The 19,247-nt window shown below is 43.0% G+C and carries 17 protein-coding genes and 1 tRNA gene; 8 read left to right on the top strand and 10 right to left on the bottom strand.

Features of this window, described 5'->3' with window-relative positions; genetic code table 11:
* Positions 1 to 20 precede the first annotated feature (20 nt).
* Positions 21 to 1,253, top strand: coding sequence for a DUF4297 family anti-phage-associated protein (locus tag H3H32_RS32780; RefSeq protein WP_182459923.1), 1,233 nt, complete (start codon positions 21 to 23; stop codon positions 1,251 to 1,253).
* A 31-nt stretch (positions 1,254 to 1,284) separates the two neighbouring features.
* On the top strand, positions 1,285 to 3,027 hold the full coding sequence (locus tag H3H32_RS32775; RefSeq protein ID WP_182459922.1) for an ATP-binding protein: 1,743 nt from the start codon (positions 1,285 to 1,287) through the stop codon (positions 3,025 to 3,027).
* A 185-nt stretch (positions 3,028 to 3,212) separates the two neighbouring features.
* Here H3H32_RS32775 and H3H32_RS32770 read toward each other — a convergent pair.
* The 5 genes from H3H32_RS32770 to lipB all read right to left on the bottom strand — a co-directional run bounded on the left by H3H32_RS32770 (position 3,213) and on the right by lipB (position 8,016).
* A tRNA-Arg gene (locus H3H32_RS32770) sits at positions 3,213 to 3,284 on the bottom strand.
* A 76-nt stretch (positions 3,285 to 3,360) separates the two neighbouring features.
* Positions 3,361 to 5,838, bottom strand: coding sequence for a ribonuclease R (rnr, locus tag H3H32_RS32765; RefSeq protein WP_182459921.1), 2,478 nt, complete (start codon positions 5,836 to 5,838; stop codon positions 3,361 to 3,363).
* Positions 5,839 to 5,996: 158 nt separating this feature from the next.
* Positions 5,997 to 6,734, bottom strand: a complete 738-nt coding sequence (locus tag H3H32_RS32760; protein WP_182459920.1) for a 3'-5' exonuclease — start codon at positions 6,732 to 6,734, stop codon at positions 5,997 to 5,999.
* A 77-nt stretch (positions 6,735 to 6,811) separates the two neighbouring features.
* Positions 6,812 to 7,216 carry a hypothetical protein gene (locus tag H3H32_RS32755; RefSeq protein ID WP_182459919.1) on the bottom strand — a complete coding sequence of 135 codons (405 nt, stop codon included), beginning with the start codon at positions 7,214 to 7,216 and terminating at the stop codon, positions 6,812 to 6,814.
* A gap of 71 nt (positions 7,217 to 7,287) precedes the next feature.
* On the bottom strand, positions 7,288 to 8,016 hold the full coding sequence (gene lipB / locus H3H32_RS32750; RefSeq protein ID WP_182459918.1) for a lipoyl(octanoyl) transferase LipB: 729 nt from the start codon (positions 8,014 to 8,016) through the stop codon (positions 7,288 to 7,290).
* Positions 8,017 to 8,112: 96 nt separating this feature from the next.
* Between lipB and H3H32_RS32745 the strand changes: the two genes are divergently transcribed.
* From H3H32_RS32745 to H3H32_RS32735, 3 genes are all read left to right on the top strand, one after another.
* Positions 8,113 to 8,466 carry a YraN family protein gene (locus H3H32_RS32745; protein WP_182459917.1) on the top strand — a complete coding sequence of 118 codons (354 nt, stop codon included), beginning with the start codon at positions 8,113 to 8,115 and terminating at the stop codon, positions 8,464 to 8,466.
* 84 nt (positions 8,467 to 8,550) lie between these two features.
* Positions 8,551 to 9,999: a S41 family peptidase gene (locus tag H3H32_RS32740; RefSeq protein ID WP_182459916.1), complete on the top strand. Its 1,449-nt coding sequence runs from the start codon at positions 8,551 to 8,553 to the stop codon at positions 9,997 to 9,999.
* Between the two features lie 86 nt (positions 10,000 to 10,085).
* Positions 10,086 to 11,558: a BCNT domain-containing protein gene (locus tag H3H32_RS32735; RefSeq protein ID WP_182459915.1), complete on the top strand. Its 1,473-nt coding sequence runs from the start codon at positions 10,086 to 10,088 to the stop codon at positions 11,556 to 11,558.
* A gap of 67 nt (positions 11,559 to 11,625) precedes the next feature.
* On the opposite strand, the gene H3H32_RS32730 is transcribed toward H3H32_RS32735, so the two are convergent.
* Positions 11,626 to 12,177 (bottom strand): RNA polymerase sigma factor, encoded by a 552-nt coding sequence (locus tag H3H32_RS32730; protein WP_182459914.1) that lies wholly within the window; start codon positions 12,175 to 12,177, stop codon positions 11,626 to 11,628.
* A gap of 316 nt (positions 12,178 to 12,493) precedes the next feature.
* On the opposite strand from H3H32_RS32730, the gene H3H32_RS32725 reads away from it, so the two are divergent.
* The 3 genes from H3H32_RS32725 (at position 12,494) to H3H32_RS32715 (ending at position 14,644) form a co-directional block, all read left to right on the top strand.
* Entirely contained in the window at positions 12,494 to 12,712 is a 219-nt protein-coding gene (locus tag H3H32_RS32725) for a hypothetical protein (protein ID WP_182459913.1), read from the top strand.
* A gap of 887 nt (positions 12,713 to 13,599) precedes the next feature.
* Positions 13,600 to 13,872 (top strand): hypothetical protein, encoded by a 273-nt coding sequence (locus H3H32_RS32720; RefSeq protein ID WP_182459912.1) that lies wholly within the window; start codon positions 13,600 to 13,602, stop codon positions 13,870 to 13,872.
* Between the two features lie 211 nt (positions 13,873 to 14,083).
* Positions 14,084 to 14,644, top strand: a complete 561-nt coding sequence (locus tag H3H32_RS32715) for an RNA polymerase sigma factor (protein ID WP_182459911.1) — start codon at positions 14,084 to 14,086, stop codon at positions 14,642 to 14,644.
* Positions 14,645 to 14,740: 96 nt separating this feature from the next.
* Here the strand turns inward: H3H32_RS32715 and H3H32_RS32710 are convergent, their stop codons facing one another.
* The 4 genes from H3H32_RS32710 to H3H32_RS32695 form a co-directional block, all read right to left on the bottom strand.
* Positions 14,741 to 16,453, bottom strand: coding sequence for a GMC oxidoreductase (locus H3H32_RS32710; RefSeq protein WP_182459910.1), 1,713 nt, complete (start codon positions 16,451 to 16,453; stop codon positions 14,741 to 14,743).
* 99 nt (positions 16,454 to 16,552) lie between these two features.
* Positions 16,553 to 17,083: a gluconate 2-dehydrogenase subunit 3 family protein gene (locus H3H32_RS32705; protein ID WP_182459909.1), complete on the bottom strand. Its 531-nt coding sequence runs from the start codon at positions 17,081 to 17,083 to the stop codon at positions 16,553 to 16,555.
* A gap of 371 nt (positions 17,084 to 17,454) precedes the next feature.
* The gene (locus H3H32_RS32700) at positions 17,455 to 18,195 is read right to left on the bottom strand and encodes a Dph6-related ATP pyrophosphatase (RefSeq protein ID WP_182459908.1); all 741 of its coding nucleotides are present in this window, start codon (positions 18,193 to 18,195) and stop codon (positions 17,455 to 17,457) included.
* Positions 18,192 to 19,247 (bottom strand): YncE family protein, encoded by a 1,056-nt coding sequence (locus H3H32_RS32695; protein ID WP_182459907.1) that lies wholly within the window; start codon positions 19,245 to 19,247, stop codon positions 18,192 to 18,194. The genes H3H32_RS32700 and H3H32_RS32695 overlap by 4 nt, the downstream gene beginning before the upstream one ends.

Here is a 19,247-nt window from a genome sequence, read left to right as displayed (position 1 = left end):
TTGACAATAATAATTTTCTAATGATTAGGTCTGCGGTAGCAACAATTAAAGGGTATTACTATCAATTTGATACCTCAATAAAATGTTTGTTAGAACTTGAGAAAGACAGCGACTTTATTACCGTAGAAGGTATAGAAGATATAGATATTAATACGGAATTTGATAAGCTAACAATGCAATGTAAATACTTATCAAAGCCAACGTATAATAATTCAACCGTTAGGGAACCTATTGAACTAATGCTTGATCATTTTAGAGAACAAGTAGACAAAATTAGTCTAAGATATATCTTATACGCACATTTTACTGATGAAATTCAAGACTCTGAAAAGATTATTTCATTAGATGAGTTAAAAGAGATATTAACATACAAAGAAAAAAAAGTCAGTAGATGTTACTACACAGAGCATGGTATGACTGATTTAGAACTAGAATTATTTTTGACTAAATTTAAAATTAGATTTGGTCTGGAATTCAACAATCAACAAAATATAGTAATAAATAAATTGTGTGACATTTTTAATTGCAAAACATACGTTGCGGATTCACATTATTATAACAATGCATTAAGAATCATAATGGATAAAGCTGTAAAAGCTGATCCCAGCCTTAGAATTATTACTAGGATTGAATTCTTAAAATCCATTGACAATAGAAGTAAACTATTTAATGAATGGTATATTAGTTTAAGGTCTAAAGGTAGCTACTTACAACTTACAAAAAATAAAATATCTGAAACCGACGCATTAAATCCATTACATACAAAAGCTATTATCATCGGTCGCAATGTTATAAATGCTAATTGTCCGGAATTACCTCTAATGACATTTATTCAAAGTCTTATTTTTAAATATTACGATATAGGCTCAGTTTTTAGAAATATAAAGCCATTAATGTTAATTTTAGATCAAACTACAGAAGAAATTTTGGAAATAAAAATTAAATTGATTAAAGGCAATATTATTTTCAATGATGGATTTGAGCATATTAGTTTTAATGTTAAAATATTCAACGATGATCCAGTCATAAACATTAGCAATAGTAGAAGCAAAATTACAAAATCATCGTTTTTAATAAAATTAATTTCGCTTGATAACTTTAAAAGTTACATATCCACAATAAATAAGCCTGACGTAATATTTCATTTTTCAAAAGAGGAATTCTATCACTCTAACTTAGAAAACTCAAAATGGTTTGATGTGAAGTACTGTGAAAATTTGATGGATGTATACAAATTATTGTCCAATAAGTGATCAAGGATTTAATATTATTTAAACTAAATATATGGAAGAGAATTTTAGGATTTTAACCGTAGCTCCAAATCTTATACAAATTGAGGTGCTTGACGCCGATTTATTTAAAAAAGAACAAGATAATTTCACAATAGGGAGTTATTTGAAAATTTCAGATGAGTCGAACGTATCTATAATTGCTTTAGTTCAGAGCTATAAGATAAAAGATTCAAATTCAGCAAATCTATCTACTGAAGTCATTAACAACCCAACTTTTATATTAGATGCTCAGCCAATAGGTTTTTTAGATGACGCAGGTAACTTTAAAAGAGGTGGTCAACAAATTGCAATCCCACCAAATAGCGTAGAAATCGCCAGTATTGAGGTTTTGAAGAAAATATATAATGGAGTGTCTGAAGACAAAAGGTTTATTTTTTCAACTCTAGCCCAAAATGGTAGTTTAGATATTTCAGTTGATGGGGATAAGTTTTTTAGTAAACATATTGCTATAGTAGGATCAACAGGATCGGGAAAATCAGGAACAGTAGCTAAAATATTACAGCAAGGAATTGAGCCAAGTAATATTCAAGCTACGAATGGCATATTGAATAATGCGCATATAATTTTATTTGATCTTCATGGTGAATATGCACCTGCCTTTCCTAAAAGCAAAAAGCTAGATGTTAATAGCTTAATGTTACCTTACTGGCTTATGAATTCAGAGGAGCTAGAAGAAATGTTTATTGAAAGCAATGACAATAATTCTCACAATCAAATTTCACAATTTAAGCATGCTGTAACACTAAATAAAAAGAAATACAACCCTAATTTAAACAAGGTAAATTATGACAGTTCAGTATATTTTAGTATATCAGAAGTATACAAATACTTATGCAATCAAAATATAGCTACCAAATTCGCTTCAACTGGCGAACTTGCCGTCGAAGAAAAGGTTCAGGATACTCCAGAAGAATATCAATTATTTGGGGACATTAAATTTAAAGATAAAAAACCAAGTATAATTAATTCAGGCCCTTATGCTGGTGAATTTGATAGATTTGTTCCAAGGTTAGAAACGAAATTAAATGATGATAGGTTATCGTTCTTACTTAAGCCTGAAAAAGCAGATGCTAGTAAATTTAAGACAGAAGACCTTTCTCAAATAATTAAACAGTTTATTGGATACAGTGATGAAGATCGTTCGAATATAACTATCATAGATTTAAGTGGAATCCCTTTTGAGGTATTATCGCTTGTTGTTTCTTTGATTAGTAGAATTGTTTTTGACTTTTGCTTTTATTACAAATCTTTAAAGCAAAATGGCCAAGAAGCTCCATTTTTATTAGTTTTAGAAGAAGCGCATAATTATATTCCTCAGAGTAAGGGCGTTAAATATAGCGCAGTAAAGAAATCTATCGAAAGAATTGCAAAAGAAGGCAGAAAATATGGATTGTCTCTGATGATTGTTAGCCAAAGACCTTCGGAAATTTCCGAGACTATATTTTCGCAGTGTAGTAATTTTGTTGCGATGAGGCTGACTAATCCTACAGATCAACAATATGTTAAGAGATTATTACCAGATAGTATCAGTACAATTACAGACTCTCTACCTACTTTAGAACGTCAAGAAGCTTTACTGATTGGAGACAGCATTCCTATTCCAACTATTGTAAGAATCAAAGAGCTTGAAGAGAAGCCCGCTTCTGATGATATTGAATTTAGAACAGAATGGAGAAAAGATTGGATGGCTATTTATTTTGACACTCTTATAAATAAAGTAACCAAGGCTGTTTAGCTGTAGTATATTTATTTATACTCTCTCATTCTTTATTAAAGAGGGAAATTTAGTTAGATTGTTTGATAAAGTGTATTCTGTTAATTTCTTCCAATTGCGTATCACAGTCAAATGTCGAGAGCACTTAGAAAAGTAAAAAAAGCCGCTTAAACGATCTGTTTAAGCGGCTTTTTAGCTTTTCTAAGTGCTCTCGAAGGGATTCGAACCCCTATCGATGGTACCGGAAACCATAATTCTATCCATTGAACTACGAGAGCTTTTCCGTTTGGGACTGCAAATATAGTGAATTTGCCTCCTAAAACGCAAGAGCGCTCTCCAACAACCTTCTACTTTTTAACGCCGACCACGACCACCACGCCTATTTTCACCTTTGGGCGCTGTCCCCTGCTTTTTGCCAGGATTGCTGGATCGGCGGGCAGAGGCTTGTCCTCCTTTGGAACTTCCCGAACGGGAACCTCGACTATCATTGCTTTTTGCTAAACTTAACTGTTGTGAGTCCGCATCCGTAGCGCGGCCAGCTTTGTCGCTAACTAAAGCAAAATCCATGCTTCGGCGGGCCAGATTGGTTTCTTTTACCTTAACCACAACCGGATCGCCGAAAGTGTACATTTTCTTGTGGCGCTGGCCAATGATCCGGTAATTATCCTTGTCGAACTCGTAGTAGTCGTCGCTAAGGTCCTGCATTCTGACGAGGCCCTCGCAACTATTTTCGGTGATTTCAACAAAGATACCGAACTCTGTAACGCCCGAAATCACGCCCTCAAATACCTGGTTGGGTGCCATTCGGCTCATAAACTCAACCTGTTTGTATTTGATGCTAGCCCGTTCGGCCTCCGAGGCCAACCGTTCACGTTCAGACGAGTGTCGGCACTTTTCTTCGTATTCTTCCCGATCAGCCGGTTTCCCTTTGTCCAGGTAATGCTGAAGCAATCGGTGAGCCATCATGTCGGGGTAACGGCGAATAGGCGACGTGAAATGTGAATAACGCTTAAACGCCAGTCCGAAGTGACCTAAATCCTCTGTACTATAGCGCGCTTTCGACATGGTCCGCACGGCCAGTTGCTGGAGCATTCCGGCTTCGGGCTTCCCTTCAATACTCGCCATAAAGCGGTTCATCGAGCTGGATAAATGCTCATCGTCTACGTTGAGCTTGTAGCCCAGCTTACGAGCAAACTCGGAGAAACTACGCAGCTTATCTTCAGCAGGACCTTCGTGAACACGGTATACCATCGTATTCTCTTCGCCATTTTTGTTGCGTTTCGACAGCGAGTGCACAAACTCAGCCACCCGCTTATTCGCAAGCAACATAAACTCTTCGATGAGCTTGTTGGTATCCTGCCGAATTTTCGGATAAACAGCTAAGGGTACACCATTCTCGTCCAACCGGAACCGCACTTCAACCGTTTCGAAGTTGATAGCACCATTTTTAAACCGTTCATCGCGGAGTTTGTAGGCCAGCTCATTGAGCAACCGAAGCTCTTCCAGATAATCGCCACTGTTGGCGTTCAGGATATCCTGCGCTTCTTCGTAAGCGAACCGACGATTCGAATGGATGATAGTTCGGCCGAACCATTCCTTTACAATGTGTGCATTGGGCGTTAATTCAAAAACAGCCGAGAACGTGAGTTTATCCTCGTTCGGACGCAGCGAACAAAGGCCATTCGACAGTTTTTCGGGGAGCATTGGAACAACCCGATCAACCAGATAAACCGATGTAGCCCGTTTGTAGGCTTCGGCTTCCAGTTTAGAACCCGGCAACACGTAGTGTGTTACATCGGCAATGTGAACCCCAATTTCGAAGTTACCATTGTCTAACACCTGCACCGACAACGCATCGTCGAAATCTTTGGCATCAACCGGGTCAATCGTGAACGTAGTTATGTCACGCATGTCCCGCCGGTTGGCAATATCCTTTTCGTCGATTTTGGTCGGGATAGCTTCTGCTTCCTGTTCAACCTCTTCGGGGAAAACGATTGGTAAGCCGAACTCCGCCAGAATAGCGTGCATTTCGGTATTGTTCTGCCCTGCTTTCCCGAGTACGGTAATTACTTCGCCCTCGAAACGTTGCTTGCGGCTATCTGGATCAGGGTATTTCGTGAGTCGAACAATTACCTTTTCGCCATCGGCAGCGCCACCCAGTTTTTCTTCCGGGATAAAAATGTCGTCGTAAATCTTTTTGCTATCCGGAACAACAAACCCGTAAGTTGGCCATACTTCAATACGACCCACCAACTCCGTGCGTCCCCGTTCGATCACGCGGGCAACTTTGCCCTCGATCCGGCGTCCTTTGCTGCGTGAATCCGTAAATCGAATTACCTGTACACGGTCGCCATCAACGGCCCCGGCCAGGTCATCCGTCGAAACCCAGATATCCTCGTCCCGATCTCCCCGAACACCGCTGGTGGTCGTGGGAACCACAAAGGCAAAGCGCGAATTTACATGTTCCACAACACCTTCAATCAGGTTGGCATTGGCATCAGCCCGGTAACTACCGTCTGCCTGACGTACTAGTGTACCTTCATCGGTAAGTTCGCCAATGAGGCCGTGCATGATGAGTTTCATGCGCCGGTCGCCCGTACCGAAATGGTCTAATACCTGCTCCTGTGTAAAGGAGTGGTCGTCGTTAATCTGGAAAAACGCCATGATGTCGTTTTTCATTTCATCCAGAAAAGAGTCGGCCTGTTGAATGGGCTTCACTTTTGCTGATTTCTCGAAACCCTTTTCACGTGGGCGCGTCGTTGGCGACTGCCCCGAAGTAGGTCGGCCCGATGCGGCCTTCAAGTATTTATCTTGTTTTGGTTTTCCTCTCATGTTACTTGCCTAACTCAGTAGCTAGGCTAAAATGTTTAACTACAGTGTGGGATTTTGTCAATGGATAATGATTAATGTAAACTGGATAATGTTCTAGAAGCCGATCAGCTTCATTTCAGATTATTCATTTTACATTATCCATTATTCATTCATTAACTTCAATCACTTAATACAATATGCTCGTCGGCCACGAGCGGGGCACCCACCATTTTTAAATAAACCTGTACCAGCATCACCATCGAATCGCGGGCGTATTGTTCAATACGAGGCCAGTCATGTTCCCGATAATACACCTCGCTGGTACGGTCGCCCGTCCATTCGAGTGGGCGGGTTGGGATATTCAGCACAGCAGCCAAAAGATCAAGCGGAACAAAATGACGTTTGTCGCCAAACTGCCAATGTTCCAGCGTGTCCCGATGCGGAATTTCCCAGGGTTTCTTCCCCGAAATCTGCAACGCGGGCGGAAGTGGCAAGCCATTTACCATCAACCGTCGACAGAGATACGGGAAGTCGAATTCCTTTCCGTTATGAGCGCATAACGTCAGTTCACCGGGTGGGTATCGGTTCACGATCGTCAAGAATTCTCCCAGCAACGCCAGTTCGTCATCGTTGCTGATCAATTTCACCTTTAGATGCGGTTGGTCGTCGTCGTCGAAAAATAATCCACCTACACCAATGCAGATAATTTTACCAAACTCCGCAAAAAAGGAAGCCCGGCGGTCGTACCATCCAGCCGCAGAGAGTTCATCATCGTTTTTGAAATACCGGCTCTTTTCCTCCCACTGACGTTGCAAACGCGGATCAACAGACAGTAGAGATGGCTCACCCGCCACCGTTTTAAGATCAATAAACAGAAGGTTCTTGAGCCGACGTTTCCAGGAGACGGGTTGAGCCATGAGGTTTAGGGTAGCATGGTAACGCGGACATCCTGTCCGCATTTAGAAATATATAGCCGACAGCATGTCCGCGTTACTTACGCGTGCAAAATTCCTTCCAGGCCCAGAGCAGGTATGAGCACCAGATTTTCTTCTACAATGCTGTCTGGCACGAAGATAAACTTCTTATCGAAAATCTGATTGCCAATAAAATAGCTTACCCAGTATTCGTTGTTCAGATGGAATACATCGGGCATAATCGTCTCAACAACTTCATGCGCTCCCGGCTGAACTTCCACAAAAAAGTGGCGTAACGTCGATGTTTTCTGCTCCTCTTTGTCTTTCTGTCCGTAGCCTTTCGACGTGACAAATACAGTTGTGATCGGCACATCTTTCTGGTTAATCAGGAAAACCTGCCAATCATACCCGTTAATCAGATTCTCTTTCCGGGCAATCACTATATGTACGCCTTCAACAGGCAAAAAATTAATATCCTTTTTCATTCCAATGTAACGCGGACGGCTCGTCCGCTAAAAACGCTTTATACTAACGGACAAGATGTGGGAATGCCGCATCACCGTGTTACTAATTCCATCTCAAATAAAGTGGCCACATGACGCTGAACATGGTTGGCCACCTCATTCAACGGCACTTCACGACCTAACTCGGTTGCCAGCGACGTAACCGCTTTATCGGTAATTCCACAAGGGACAATATGGTTAAAATAACGCAAATCTGTATTTACATTCAGCGCAAATCCATGCATCGTTACCCAACGGCTGGCTTTTACACCCATTGCGCAAATTTTACGAGGTCGCTCAGCATTCGTACCATAATCAAGCCAAACGCCCGTTAAACCCTCAATCCGCCCGGCATCCAGACCATAATCGGCTAAGGTTAAAATGATACTTTCCTCGAGCAGACGCATGTAGCGATGGATGTCGGTAAAAAAGTTATCCAGATCCAGAATCGGATAACCCACTAACTGACCAGGTCCATGAAACGTAATATCTCCTCCACGCCGAATCTTAAAGAAAGTTGCGCCAAACTCCGTTGACAGCCGTTCTTCGTCGATCAATAAATTCTCGGCATGGCCGCTCGTTCCGAGTGTGTATACGGGCGGATGCTCACAAAACAGCAAATAATTGGGAGTTGGTTGCTGCTCCGCAATGGAGACTGTTCGGTTCTGTAGTTTTTGATCGACAATGGTCGAAAACAGGCGCTCCTGCTCATCCCAGGCAGCCTGGTATTCCATCAATCCTAACGCCCGAACTTCAACTTGTTTATTAATACGACTATTCATTGCTTCCGGGAAGAAGAGGTCTTCCGCTAGTTCTCTAACAACGAGCTTGCTAAGTTTCGTTCGGTTTGCCGTTATTTGTAACCTTATCCTACTATAATGGCTCAACACAACGAAACCGGCAAACAGGGTGAAGCGGAAGCTGCTCGCTACCTACGCGAACAAGGTTACGAGATCATGTTCCGAAACTACCGTTACCAACACGCGGAGATTGATCTAATCGCCAAAAAGGGGAAGCTTCTGGTATTTGTTGAGGTAAAAACCAGGACCAATCTTAGTTATGGCAATCCTGAGGAGTTTGTTTCCTACACCAAAGCCAAACTGGTGATGAAAGCCGCGGAACAGTATATTTTTGCCAACGACTGGCTATATGACATCCGATTTGATATTATCGCCGTAACTATAGCGGGTAGCGAACTACGGATAAAGCACATTGAAGACGCCTTTTGCTAAGCCTCCTCGTTGCATTCTCAGAAAATTATTTAGGTGATTATTACGTTCTTATAGCGATAAAGCTTTTCACATCAACAAGTACACATGAGACTATTTTTTGCCAGTAGATTGGCCCTGCTTTTCGCGATTGGCGGCCCGTTGCTGATGACATCCTGCAAAAAGGATACCGATGTTAGTCCTATAACATCAAATGGCGAGGTGAACAATTGGGTTCTGGAGAATATGAAAAACTATTACTTCTGGAACGATAAATTACCAGCCAACCCAGATACCTCATTAGCTCCCAAAAGTTTTTTCCCGACCTTACTTTACGATTACAATACGACGAACCCCGATCGGGATCGTTTTTCCTGGCTTCAGGAAAGTGCCGACGACCTGAAGGCATCGCTAAGTGGGCAGTCGAAGACAACGGGTATCGAATATAATCTGTATTATCGAGATCAGACCAGGGCCAATATCATTGCGTCGATCATCTATGTACTGCCTGGGTCTCCGGCCGCTAAAGCAGGCATTAAACGCGGAGATATTATCACGAAAGTAAATGGCGAGTTGTTGACCCTCGCTAATTATCAGGCTTTACTGGCTGGTACTGGTAGCACTACCGATACCTATACGTACGGATTTGCAACCATTAGCAATAATGTTTTGACGGATGTTTCCCAAACCAAGCAGGCTACGGCAGTTGTCTTTCAGGAAGACCCCATTCTGTTGGATACAACCTATGCCATTGGAGGCAAAACCATAGGCTATCTTATTTACAACCAGTTTATTCCGGGTTTGTATAAAGCAGGTAGCTCCAACTTAGATAACACCTATGATTTGAAGCTTGACAATATTTTTGGCAAGTTCAAGCAACAGGGCGTCAATGAGCTGATTCTTGACTTACGTTACAATCGAGGTGGTTATGTGAGTTCGTCGACCAATCTTGCCAGCCTGATCGGGAAAAATATTGATGCCTCTAAGGTTTATTACACACAGAAATGGAATAGTATTGTGACGGCAGCCAATGATAAGAACCGCGGTTCCGGCTGGAATACGCAGAATTTCCTGACGAAATCGACGAATATTGGCGCTAACCTGAGTCGCGTATTTGTCCTGACGACAGGCAGCACAGCGTCGGCCAGCGAGTTGGTTATCAATGGTTTACGCCCTTTCATGACGGTGACTACCATTGGCACAACCACCGTTGGGAAAAATGTTGGTTCGATTACGATTTACGACGACAGTGGCCGCATAAAATGGGGAATACAACCAATTACCTTTAAATCGGCCAATGCAGTGGGATTCACGGATTATGCGGCTGGATTTACGCCATCGGTGGAGGTGCGGGAGCCATCTTATGGCATGAAAGCATTTGGAGATGTAACTGAGCCCATGCTTAGCGAAGCCATTTTCCAGATTTCGGGCACCCGAATGGCACGCCGGGCTGCTTCTACAGAAGTCACTCAACCCATCCTTGGGTCATCGCTCGACCAGAAGGCAGGTGGAGGAAATATGTTTATTACCAATAAATTCTTGGATAATCAACATTAATATTGTATTATTTTAACACAAAAGCGGCTCCAAAGGCTGCTTTTGGTGTTTTATATTGTAACTTAGCCTTAAAAGTTCCCATCACTATGTACGAAAAGAATATAGGTACGAAGCAGAAAGCTTTACGTATTAATCTGGACCGACGTATTTATGGCTCCTTTGCGGAGATTGGTGCTGGTCAGGAAACGGCTGCCATGTTTTTCAAAGCAGGTGGCTCATCGGGAACTATCGCCAAAACTATGTCAGCTTACGACATGACCTTCAGCGATTCTATTTACGGCGTTGAAGAAAGTGGCCGCTACGTAGTTGAGTCCCGGTTGGTGAAAATGCTGAATAAGGAATATAGCCTTCTCGAGAAACGATTAGCCGAAAAACGTGGTCCAGACACCACGTTTTTTGCGTTTGCCAATACTGTTGTTGCCCTTAATTACCAGAAAACCAACGAAGCACATGGCTGGCTGGGTTGCCGCTTTCAGTTAAACCCGCAGTCGGGCTATAACGACGTGATTATCCACGTCCGAATGGCTGATAATGAGAACATTCTTCAGCAACAGGCGCTCGGCATTATTGGCGTTAACCTGATTTATGGTTGTTATTACTACGCAAAATCGCCCGAAACACTCGTATTATCGCTTATGGACGATCTGACGCCAGAACGGATTCAGATTGATATGATTCGGTTTAATGGGCCTGATTTTGCGGATGTCGATAACCGACTGATGAGTCTTCATCTGGTTAAGAACGGATTCACTGATGCCGCCCTGTTTGGTGCCGATGGTCAGGTATTACAACCCTCCGAAGCGCTTTATAAAAAAAATATCCTGGTTATGCGTGGACGGTTACGGCCGGTTACGAATGTCCAGATGGATATGATTGAAAATGGCCTAAAGCAATTTAAAGACGAAGCCGATGTAGATGCCAATCGGGTGATTTCGATGGCCGAGCTGACATTGCACAACTTGAAAGCCAACGAGCAGGGTATCGACGAGAAAGACTTTCTGGATCGGGTAGATATTCTGTGCTCTATGGGTCAGACGGTAATGATTTCCAACTATCTGGAATACTATAAGCTGGTGGCCTACCTAGCTCGTCTGACACGACTCAAAATTGGTCTGATTGTGGGTATTCCGAACCTGGAATACATCTTTGAAGAAGGTCACTATGAATTTTTACCCGGTGGTATTCTGGAGTCGTTTGCCACCTTATTCAGCAGAAAGGTAAAACTGTTCGTGTATCCAACGCTTCGCGAAGGAGCCATTTATACCTGTAATGAATTCAAATTACCGGCTACGCTGGAACCCCTCTTTCAATACCTCGTTCGGAACGATAAAATCGAAGATATAACCGATTATAACGAACAGAATCTACACATATCCACTGATCATGTGCTGGAGATGATCCAACAAGGTGAAGATGGTTGGGAAAACATGGTGCCTGATCGGGTAGCTGAGCAGATTAAGGCAAACTGCCTGTTTGGGTATCCGTGCGAAGTAGAATATGTTCCCATTGGCCAGCAGGTCCGCCAACAACAGGTAGAAGAGCAGAGCGCTCCCCATTAAGCTACTTGCATAGCTAGCCCGCTATTCTCTCCCGAATTTAGTGAGCATAGCGGGCTAACATTATTTCTTAGTTATTAGACTGCTGTTGATAAAGCCGGTTAATCTTGTCACGACTTCGTTTCAGCCGCATTTTTACCGCACTAGGATTGATTTGGTAAATCTGGGCGATCTCTTCAATACTTAGCTCATCTTCATATTTCAACTGTAGTAAAGCCTGCTCGCTCTCTGTAAGCGACGCCATAATCTGTTTGACTAATTGCAGCGTTTCTTCATGAAGTTGACCATCTTTTGTATCAGGAATATCATATTGTACCCCTTCCTCTATGGAATAAAAATTAAATCGCTTCGCTTTCCGGAGCTGATCTGAGCAATAGTTGAAGGCAATCGAATAAAGCCAAGTCGAGAAAGTAGACCGCTCTTGAAAGGCATCTAACTTAGCGAATACCTTAAGAAATATATCCTGCGTAAAATCCTCCGCTTTATCAGAGTCTTTGGTCATCGACAGGCAACGTCGATAGACCTTATTCACATACCGATTATAAAGCGTTTCGAAGCACTGGTCCGGCCGGCTGGTTAAGTATTGCCGAATCATTTCTTCGTCTGTTAATGAAGTGTCCATTGATAAAATACCAGCTCGCATATAGTGTAGGTGTAAGGCTGAACTTGGTCCAGGTTTGGTTAGTAATGAGCCTAAGACGGACACCCCTTCAATAAGATACTAAAAATATATTAAATGGTCTTTCTGCTTAGTAATTAGACTTCCTTTGTAAACAGTTTTACCCAGTTAATTTTGTTGGTATGTACTCTCTTTGTTCCTTTAGCGAGCATTATGCCTAATAGTAGCACAATTGGTATCGCTTTTGTGTATGCAAAACCCAGATTGTTACCATTAGAGGATCATCCACAAAAAGTAGACGCCATTTTTAGATTCCGATATGTTGCCTGTGAATGTTGAATTGCTAACCCAAATTGCTAGCCAAACAGGGCGCCAGTATGCAGATGCTTATACCGTCTGGCTGGAATATTGTCAGGACCCGGATGTTTATACTATTGTTGATACGGTCCTGTGGGTCGCGCAGAATCAGAAACTTCATGTCGTCGACGCCATTCAGGCAGTTCGGGATATTGAAGATCAATTCGGCGGAGCGTTTTAGTCGATGTTTTTATTCTTATCAAGCTCTGAAGACTACCGGGCCTAAAGGAAGTTAATTTTTTTACGGCAAAAACGAACTCCTAAATACGTATAAATCAGCAAAAAAGCCGTTTCTCCAATAGCCTGAACGGGGTAATTAGCGAGATTCCAATGCGAAATCGTTTCCACCCAATGAATTAGAACTGCACAATAAACTGTAAAGCCTACTAAAAAACTGGCAACAACCAGCAGTGAAAGGCAAACTCTGTTTATTCTTCCGGATATCATTGCTCAAGGCTTTTTATATAGTTCGTTCATACTGCTATTCATTCTATCAGCATTACGCTCAATACCGGTATGGCAAGAGTCATACTAGCTATCTATCATTTTACTTTCCGTTCTGTCCTTTTCACATAATCGATTAACTCAGCCATACTACAGAAAACAATAAGTAAGGTTATGACAAGAATTCATAAAATTTTTCGATTAACAAAATAACTTCTTAAGGATATATTACAGACAGATAAGTAACTAATTGACACACGCAGCAAGTACTGTGCTGAACAGCATTCAGTTTATGACCAAATCTATAACAACCATAAAGTATTAAATGTGAGACTATATCATCAGCGGGTTTGAGTTTAAAAACGGAGTGAATTGCCCTATAATCGGCTTAAGCGAACTTTTTACTGATATCACTTACTTGCCTTGCTCTTCTTCTAGCTAGCTGTTACTTTTTGTCTCCCCTTAGTCTAACGGAGTTACTATGGTTCGTGAGGTAACCTGTTCCAAACTAGTCTATACTTCAGGACGAACAAATAAATACTTGATAATTAGACAGATCAATTAGTAGCAGTTTGGCTCTGGTTTTGCTAGCGTTTGCCAGAAAAAGGCCATAGGCAAGCTTTTATGAAAACGAAACAGGCAATACCTAAAGAAGTCGCCTTAATTCTACTCCGACAAAAAAAGCGGCTAAGCGAATTGAACTCGCTTGACAAGTGGACTGAAGCAGAATTTGAGGAAGTTGTCCGTTGTTCCAATGAATGGGATGCTAAACAGCAGGGGTGGATATTTCCACTTACCGCGATTGAAAGGCTCGCGTTTGATGCTCGAACACCCGACAAACAAGCCCGATCATTGCAAATTATTGCTAAACATATGAGTCAGGATTTAGCCAAATAAGTATACCATCATATAAATTATCTTTAAAATATACGCTATTCAACTACTTAAATCGCTTATTCATCTATATAAACGCTTATTTCCCAATAGAAAGCACCACTGAGCATATTTTCAATAGTTTTTATTAACTATTTTAGGGGTTACGAAAACAATTTAAAATCAATAAATCGTTTTCGTATACAACACTACATCTTAACTTGTCGAATCCACCATGAATACTGTCTTAACCGATGAAGAAACAATCCGTCAGTATCTTTCCAGTAAACCAAATCAATGTTTCGAGACACTTTACACGCGTTATGTTAATAAAGTCTATCAGCGTTGTTTATCAATGACGAAAGATTCCGACAAGGCAGAAGACTTCACTCACGATATATTTCTCAAAGCTTTCGATAAGCTGGATGGTTTCCAGGAAAAGTCTAGCTTTTCAACCTGGCTATACGCTATCGCCTATAATTACTGCCTGGATCAGCTTCGGTTGTCGAAACGGTTAAATACGATTGCCATTAATTCCAATCTGGAGCAGTCGATTACCGAATCGCAGGAAGCCCGATTACATGAGGAAACACTTCAACTGCTCAAGCAATCACTTAATGCACTTTCTACAAACGAACGGGTAGTGCTTCAACTCAAATACGAAGAAGGAATGAGTATTGATGAAATTGCCAAGCTGCACAATCTTTCTATTAGCGCAGTAAAAATGCGACTGAAGCGTGGTCGCGAGCGAATGCATCAATTTTGCTTACAACAGTATTCAATTCAACATGCCTGATCCAGCCTGAATTAATACATACGATATATATAAAAACGATGCTCCCCCGCCATGCCTGATTTCTCAGTATGACGGGGGAGCATCGTTTTTACGCATCTAGATATTCTGCCGCTTCATTTCCTTGACGGCAAAGTCTGCCGCACGAGCCGTCAGAGCCATATAGGTTAACGAAGGGTTCACACAGGAAGCCGAAACCATGCAGGCTCCATCGGTCACGAACACGTTCTTAACGCCATGAACCTGGTTGTTCGCATTCAGGATCGACGTTTTCGGGTCACGACCCATGCGAGCGGTTCCCATTTCGTGAATCGCCATGCCTAAATAAGAGCCATTATCGTACGACTTAACGTTTTTCAGGCCCGATGCTTCCAGCATTTCTTTGGCATCGTTCATCATATCTACACGCATCTTTTTCTCGTTCTCTTTCAACTCAGCGTCGAACACAACTAGTGGCATGCCCCACTTGTCTTTTTCGTTCTTGTCGAGATACATGCGATTTTCGTGGTAAGGCAGTGTCTCGCCAAATCCACCCAATCCCATCGTCCAGGGGCCAGGTTTCGTGACTTCATCTTTATAATCAGCCCCGAAACTCATTTCTGCAATGTTGCGCTGCCACCCTGTCCGGCTGCCACCACCCTGATAACCGAAACCACGCAAGTAGTCGCGTTTATCGGTACCGATGTTCCGGTAACGTGGCACGTAAATGCCATTCGCCCGCCGACCAATGTAGTATTTGTCCAGATCGCCTTCCCAAACACCCGACGCCCCCGTACGGAAGTGGTGATCCATCAAATTATGGCCTAATTCACCGGAGTCGTTCCCGAAGCCATTTGGGAAACGGTTCGATTTTGAATTCAATAGAACAGCCGTTGACCCAAGCGAACTACCGCACACAAAAACAACCTTGGCAAAATACTCCTTTGGTTGAAGCGTAACGGCATCGACAATGCGGACACCAGTTGCCCGTTTTTTGTTTTCGTCGTACATGATCTCCGTCACTACAGAATCGGGACGAAGTGTTAAACGGCCTGTTTTGGCAGCAGGAGGCAACGTACAGGATTGTGTACTGAAATAGGCACCATAAGGACACCCAAGTGAGCATTTGTTCCGATACTGACACGGAGCGCGGCCAATGCCTAACTGAGCTTCGCCAGCTTTCGAGAGGTTAGCTACACGACCGATCGTCATAACCCGCCCAGGGAAGTTCTTTTCAATCCGCTTCCGAACTTCTTTTTCCACACAATACATCTCCATGGGTGGCAAAAATTCGCTGTCGGGCAGTTGGGGCAGATTCAGCTTTTCGCCGGAAATACCTACGAATTTTTCAACGTATGAATACCAGGGAGCTACATCTTTATAGCGGATTGGCCAGTCGATAGCGATACCGTCTTTTAAGTTGGCGCCAAAGTCAAGATCACTTAGCCGATACGACTGACGTCCCCACATGATGGATTTGCCCCCAACGATATTAGGCCGATACCAATCGAATCGCTTATCTTCTTTATAGAGTGAGTCGGTATCCTTCATCCAGTACGTTTCGGTCATTTCATTGTACGGATAGTCGCGGGCCAGTTTCGGGTGCGATTCTTTCTGCGCCATCGTCAGTCGACCGTTATACTTGGTCTGCCAGGGGTCTTTCATGGCGTTTTCATAGCCTTTGACGTGTTCAAGCTGATGCCCTTTTTCGAGCATCAATACACGCAGCCCTTTCTCGGTTAGCTCTTTGGCAGCCCACCCACCTGTAACCCCTGAGCCAATAACGATGGCATCGTAGGTCTGTTCTTTTATGGAATCAATATTGAGGTTCATTCTGTAGAGAAGTTTTAGCGTTGTAAAGTTGGATAGTTATAAAGTGATTGGTAAAGCGATTAACTCTACAACTTTATAACCTTACTACTTTACAACTTTTTAAAGGGCCCAGGTTTTCTGGCCGGGTTTGAGTGGCATGCATCCGTTAAACTGACCGGGCACGGGCAGGTACTCCAGTGCTTTGGTTGCCCCAATTTCAGACGTGAAATAGCCCGTTGTGGTTAGCTCTTTCATGCGTAGGAAAAAGGGCTTGTCGTCGGTCATGGTTTGCTTGACCATTTCGTTTTTCTGAGCTGTATCCAGATTCACGAAATCCTTACCGAATTTGGTTTTGCTACTGGCGTCCAGTTTGGCAAGTCCAGCATAAAACTGCTCCTGATCGGCTTTGGGGTAACAATCGCGCATGACCCGAACAATAAACTTCTCGGCCCCGGCGGCTTTAGCTCCGGGCGTGCTGGTCGTTGGGATAATTACATCGGCGACCTCGGCTACTAACGCTTCCTGCTCAACAGTGACGTCTACACTCGGGCCCATGTTCGTAATACGACCCATAGCTCCCGCCAGCGTGGGAGCCGACAGGATTCCTCCCATCATCAGGGCCGCCTGTTGTAAGGCTTCTCTACGTTTCATAGGTTAAATAGGTATTTGTAGTAAGTTTATTTTTTAACGAAGAAAGTTAAAACCAAATAAGCTAAGCCGGTTGACATTAAGGCAAAATCATGTGTTTTTAATTCTAAGAAGACTAAAGGTGGTTAAATATCCTCTTCTTGTGCGAAAAACGATTCTTACACGCAAGCATAACCGCCATCAATCTTTTTTAGACTATTCTATAACGAATGCCATTACGAATGAATTGGCATAAAAAAGAGTCAGCCCTACCAATTCATGAATTAGCAGGGCTGACTCTTTTTTTATGTACTCGATCAGTTAGAATGGTAAACAATGGATAATGGATAATGAACTGTCGATTCAACCATTATTCATTGTTCATTATCCATTATTCATTCACTTACCTCATTCAGCAGCAAATCCTGGTACCAGAAGCCTGTATCCCAACTCCGATCAGTATCATCAGTATGGCAATCTGCGCTCCCTGATGGACTGTACGTACGCCGGACGACTTCTCCTTTACGAAACCCGATAGGATGAGCGAAAATGGGGCCATCGTACACAAACGAATGGTATTCACCGTTTTCGCCACAAGGGTCAACCGTTTTGGGTAGGTCTTTCAGTAAATCCAGATCTAACTCCCGACCTACGAATTCGGCTCCCAATTGCTTTTCATTGACACAAACCAGCACGGCTCGAAAACCCAGATCGACAAACTCATGAACTAACTCGGTCGTGTTACGCTGCCAGAGCGGAAATCCCCCTTTCAGATTTACGCGTTGTAATTGAGTTTCCCGATACTGCCGTAAGTCTTCCAGGAAAATATCGCCAAATAGAGAATGGGTAATTCCTTGCTGTTGAAACCCCTGAAGTACCTGTTGCAGTTGAGCATCGTAGGTTTCCATCGATACATCACCCGGCAGTCGCAATAGTTGTAAAGGTAACCCCAGCCGATTTGCCTGCGCATGCAGCAATTCCATCCGAACGCCGTGCATACTTACCCGACCGTGCAGGTCATTTACCGATGTTAGTAAACTCTGTATGTCCCAGCGTTCTGACCGCAGACTGTGGTATAAAGCAAGAGCAGAGTCTTTACCTCCGCTCCAATTCATGATGGCCCGTTGTTGGCTCATCGGAAATAAAGACCAGAAGGAGCAATTTCAGCTTTCACCGAATCAACCAACGTCCCGCTCGATTCGTAACGAATTACGTAACCAGCCTGTGCATAAGAAGGTATAACTGTGCCGTAAATCCGGCCGGTTTGTGGATCAATACCCAAGGCGCTGAATGAGCGATTCACCACTACACTTCCAGAAGCCGTGTTTGCATCAATCGAAATACTGTACGTTTTACCACCCAGGGTATAATAAAAATTACGTTTATCGCCACTGATGGTTACCGATCCGGGAGCAGCAGAAAAAGTAAGGCGTTTAGCAACAGCCCGACTCGTTGGATCTAGCTGAACCAGATCTTTACCGGCCTGTATCCACAACTTACCAGTTGCATCGAGGGCAATAGGTTCAGGTGTTGAACCGAAAGCAATCCGCTGTTTCTCGGTATCAGTGTTCAAGTCGATGATTAAGAGGGTTTGATCGCCACTGTAGGTATTGCTGCCCACAAACGCTTCGGTACCCGAAATAACCATTTTTTCGACGCCTTTTACAGCTGGAATCTTTTTGGTCACCTTACTGGTGTTCAAATCAACAACCGCGATATAACCGGGGTCTTTATAAAACGTACCCGCACTGTAATCGCCGGAAACATCCCAGCAACTAATATATGCTTTGTTAGGACCTGCCGAAATCACCTGACGGGGATTCTCGATATCGGGTGTTTTTAGCGTAGCGCGAGAAACGAATGTACCAGCCTCCACAATCTCAACTTTATCCTGGCCAGCCGTACTGTTATCGACCAGAATCAACCCTTTACCATTTACTTCGGCATATCCTTGTACTCCACCGCTCAGGGCTAACGACGGGTTTGCCGTCTGAAAAATATTGGTAGCAACAACATTGCTATTGCGTGACAAAAACGAGACCGTTCCATTGTTGCTGGAGAAATTACCCGCGTTCAGGATAAACACCCCCGATTCATAAGGCGTTGGCGTTGGGTCAGACGTTTTACAGTTCCAGACACTCAAGGCTACCAGCCCAACTGCAATTGATTTGGTCAATTGATTTTTCAT

Source organism: Spirosoma foliorum (assembly GCF_014117325.1).
GTDB lineage: Bacteria > Bacteroidota > Bacteroidia > Cytophagales > Spirosomataceae > Spirosoma > Spirosoma foliorum.
The sequence above is the reverse complement of the archived record's forward strand: the minus strand, read 5'-3'. Positions and strand labels throughout refer to the sequence as shown.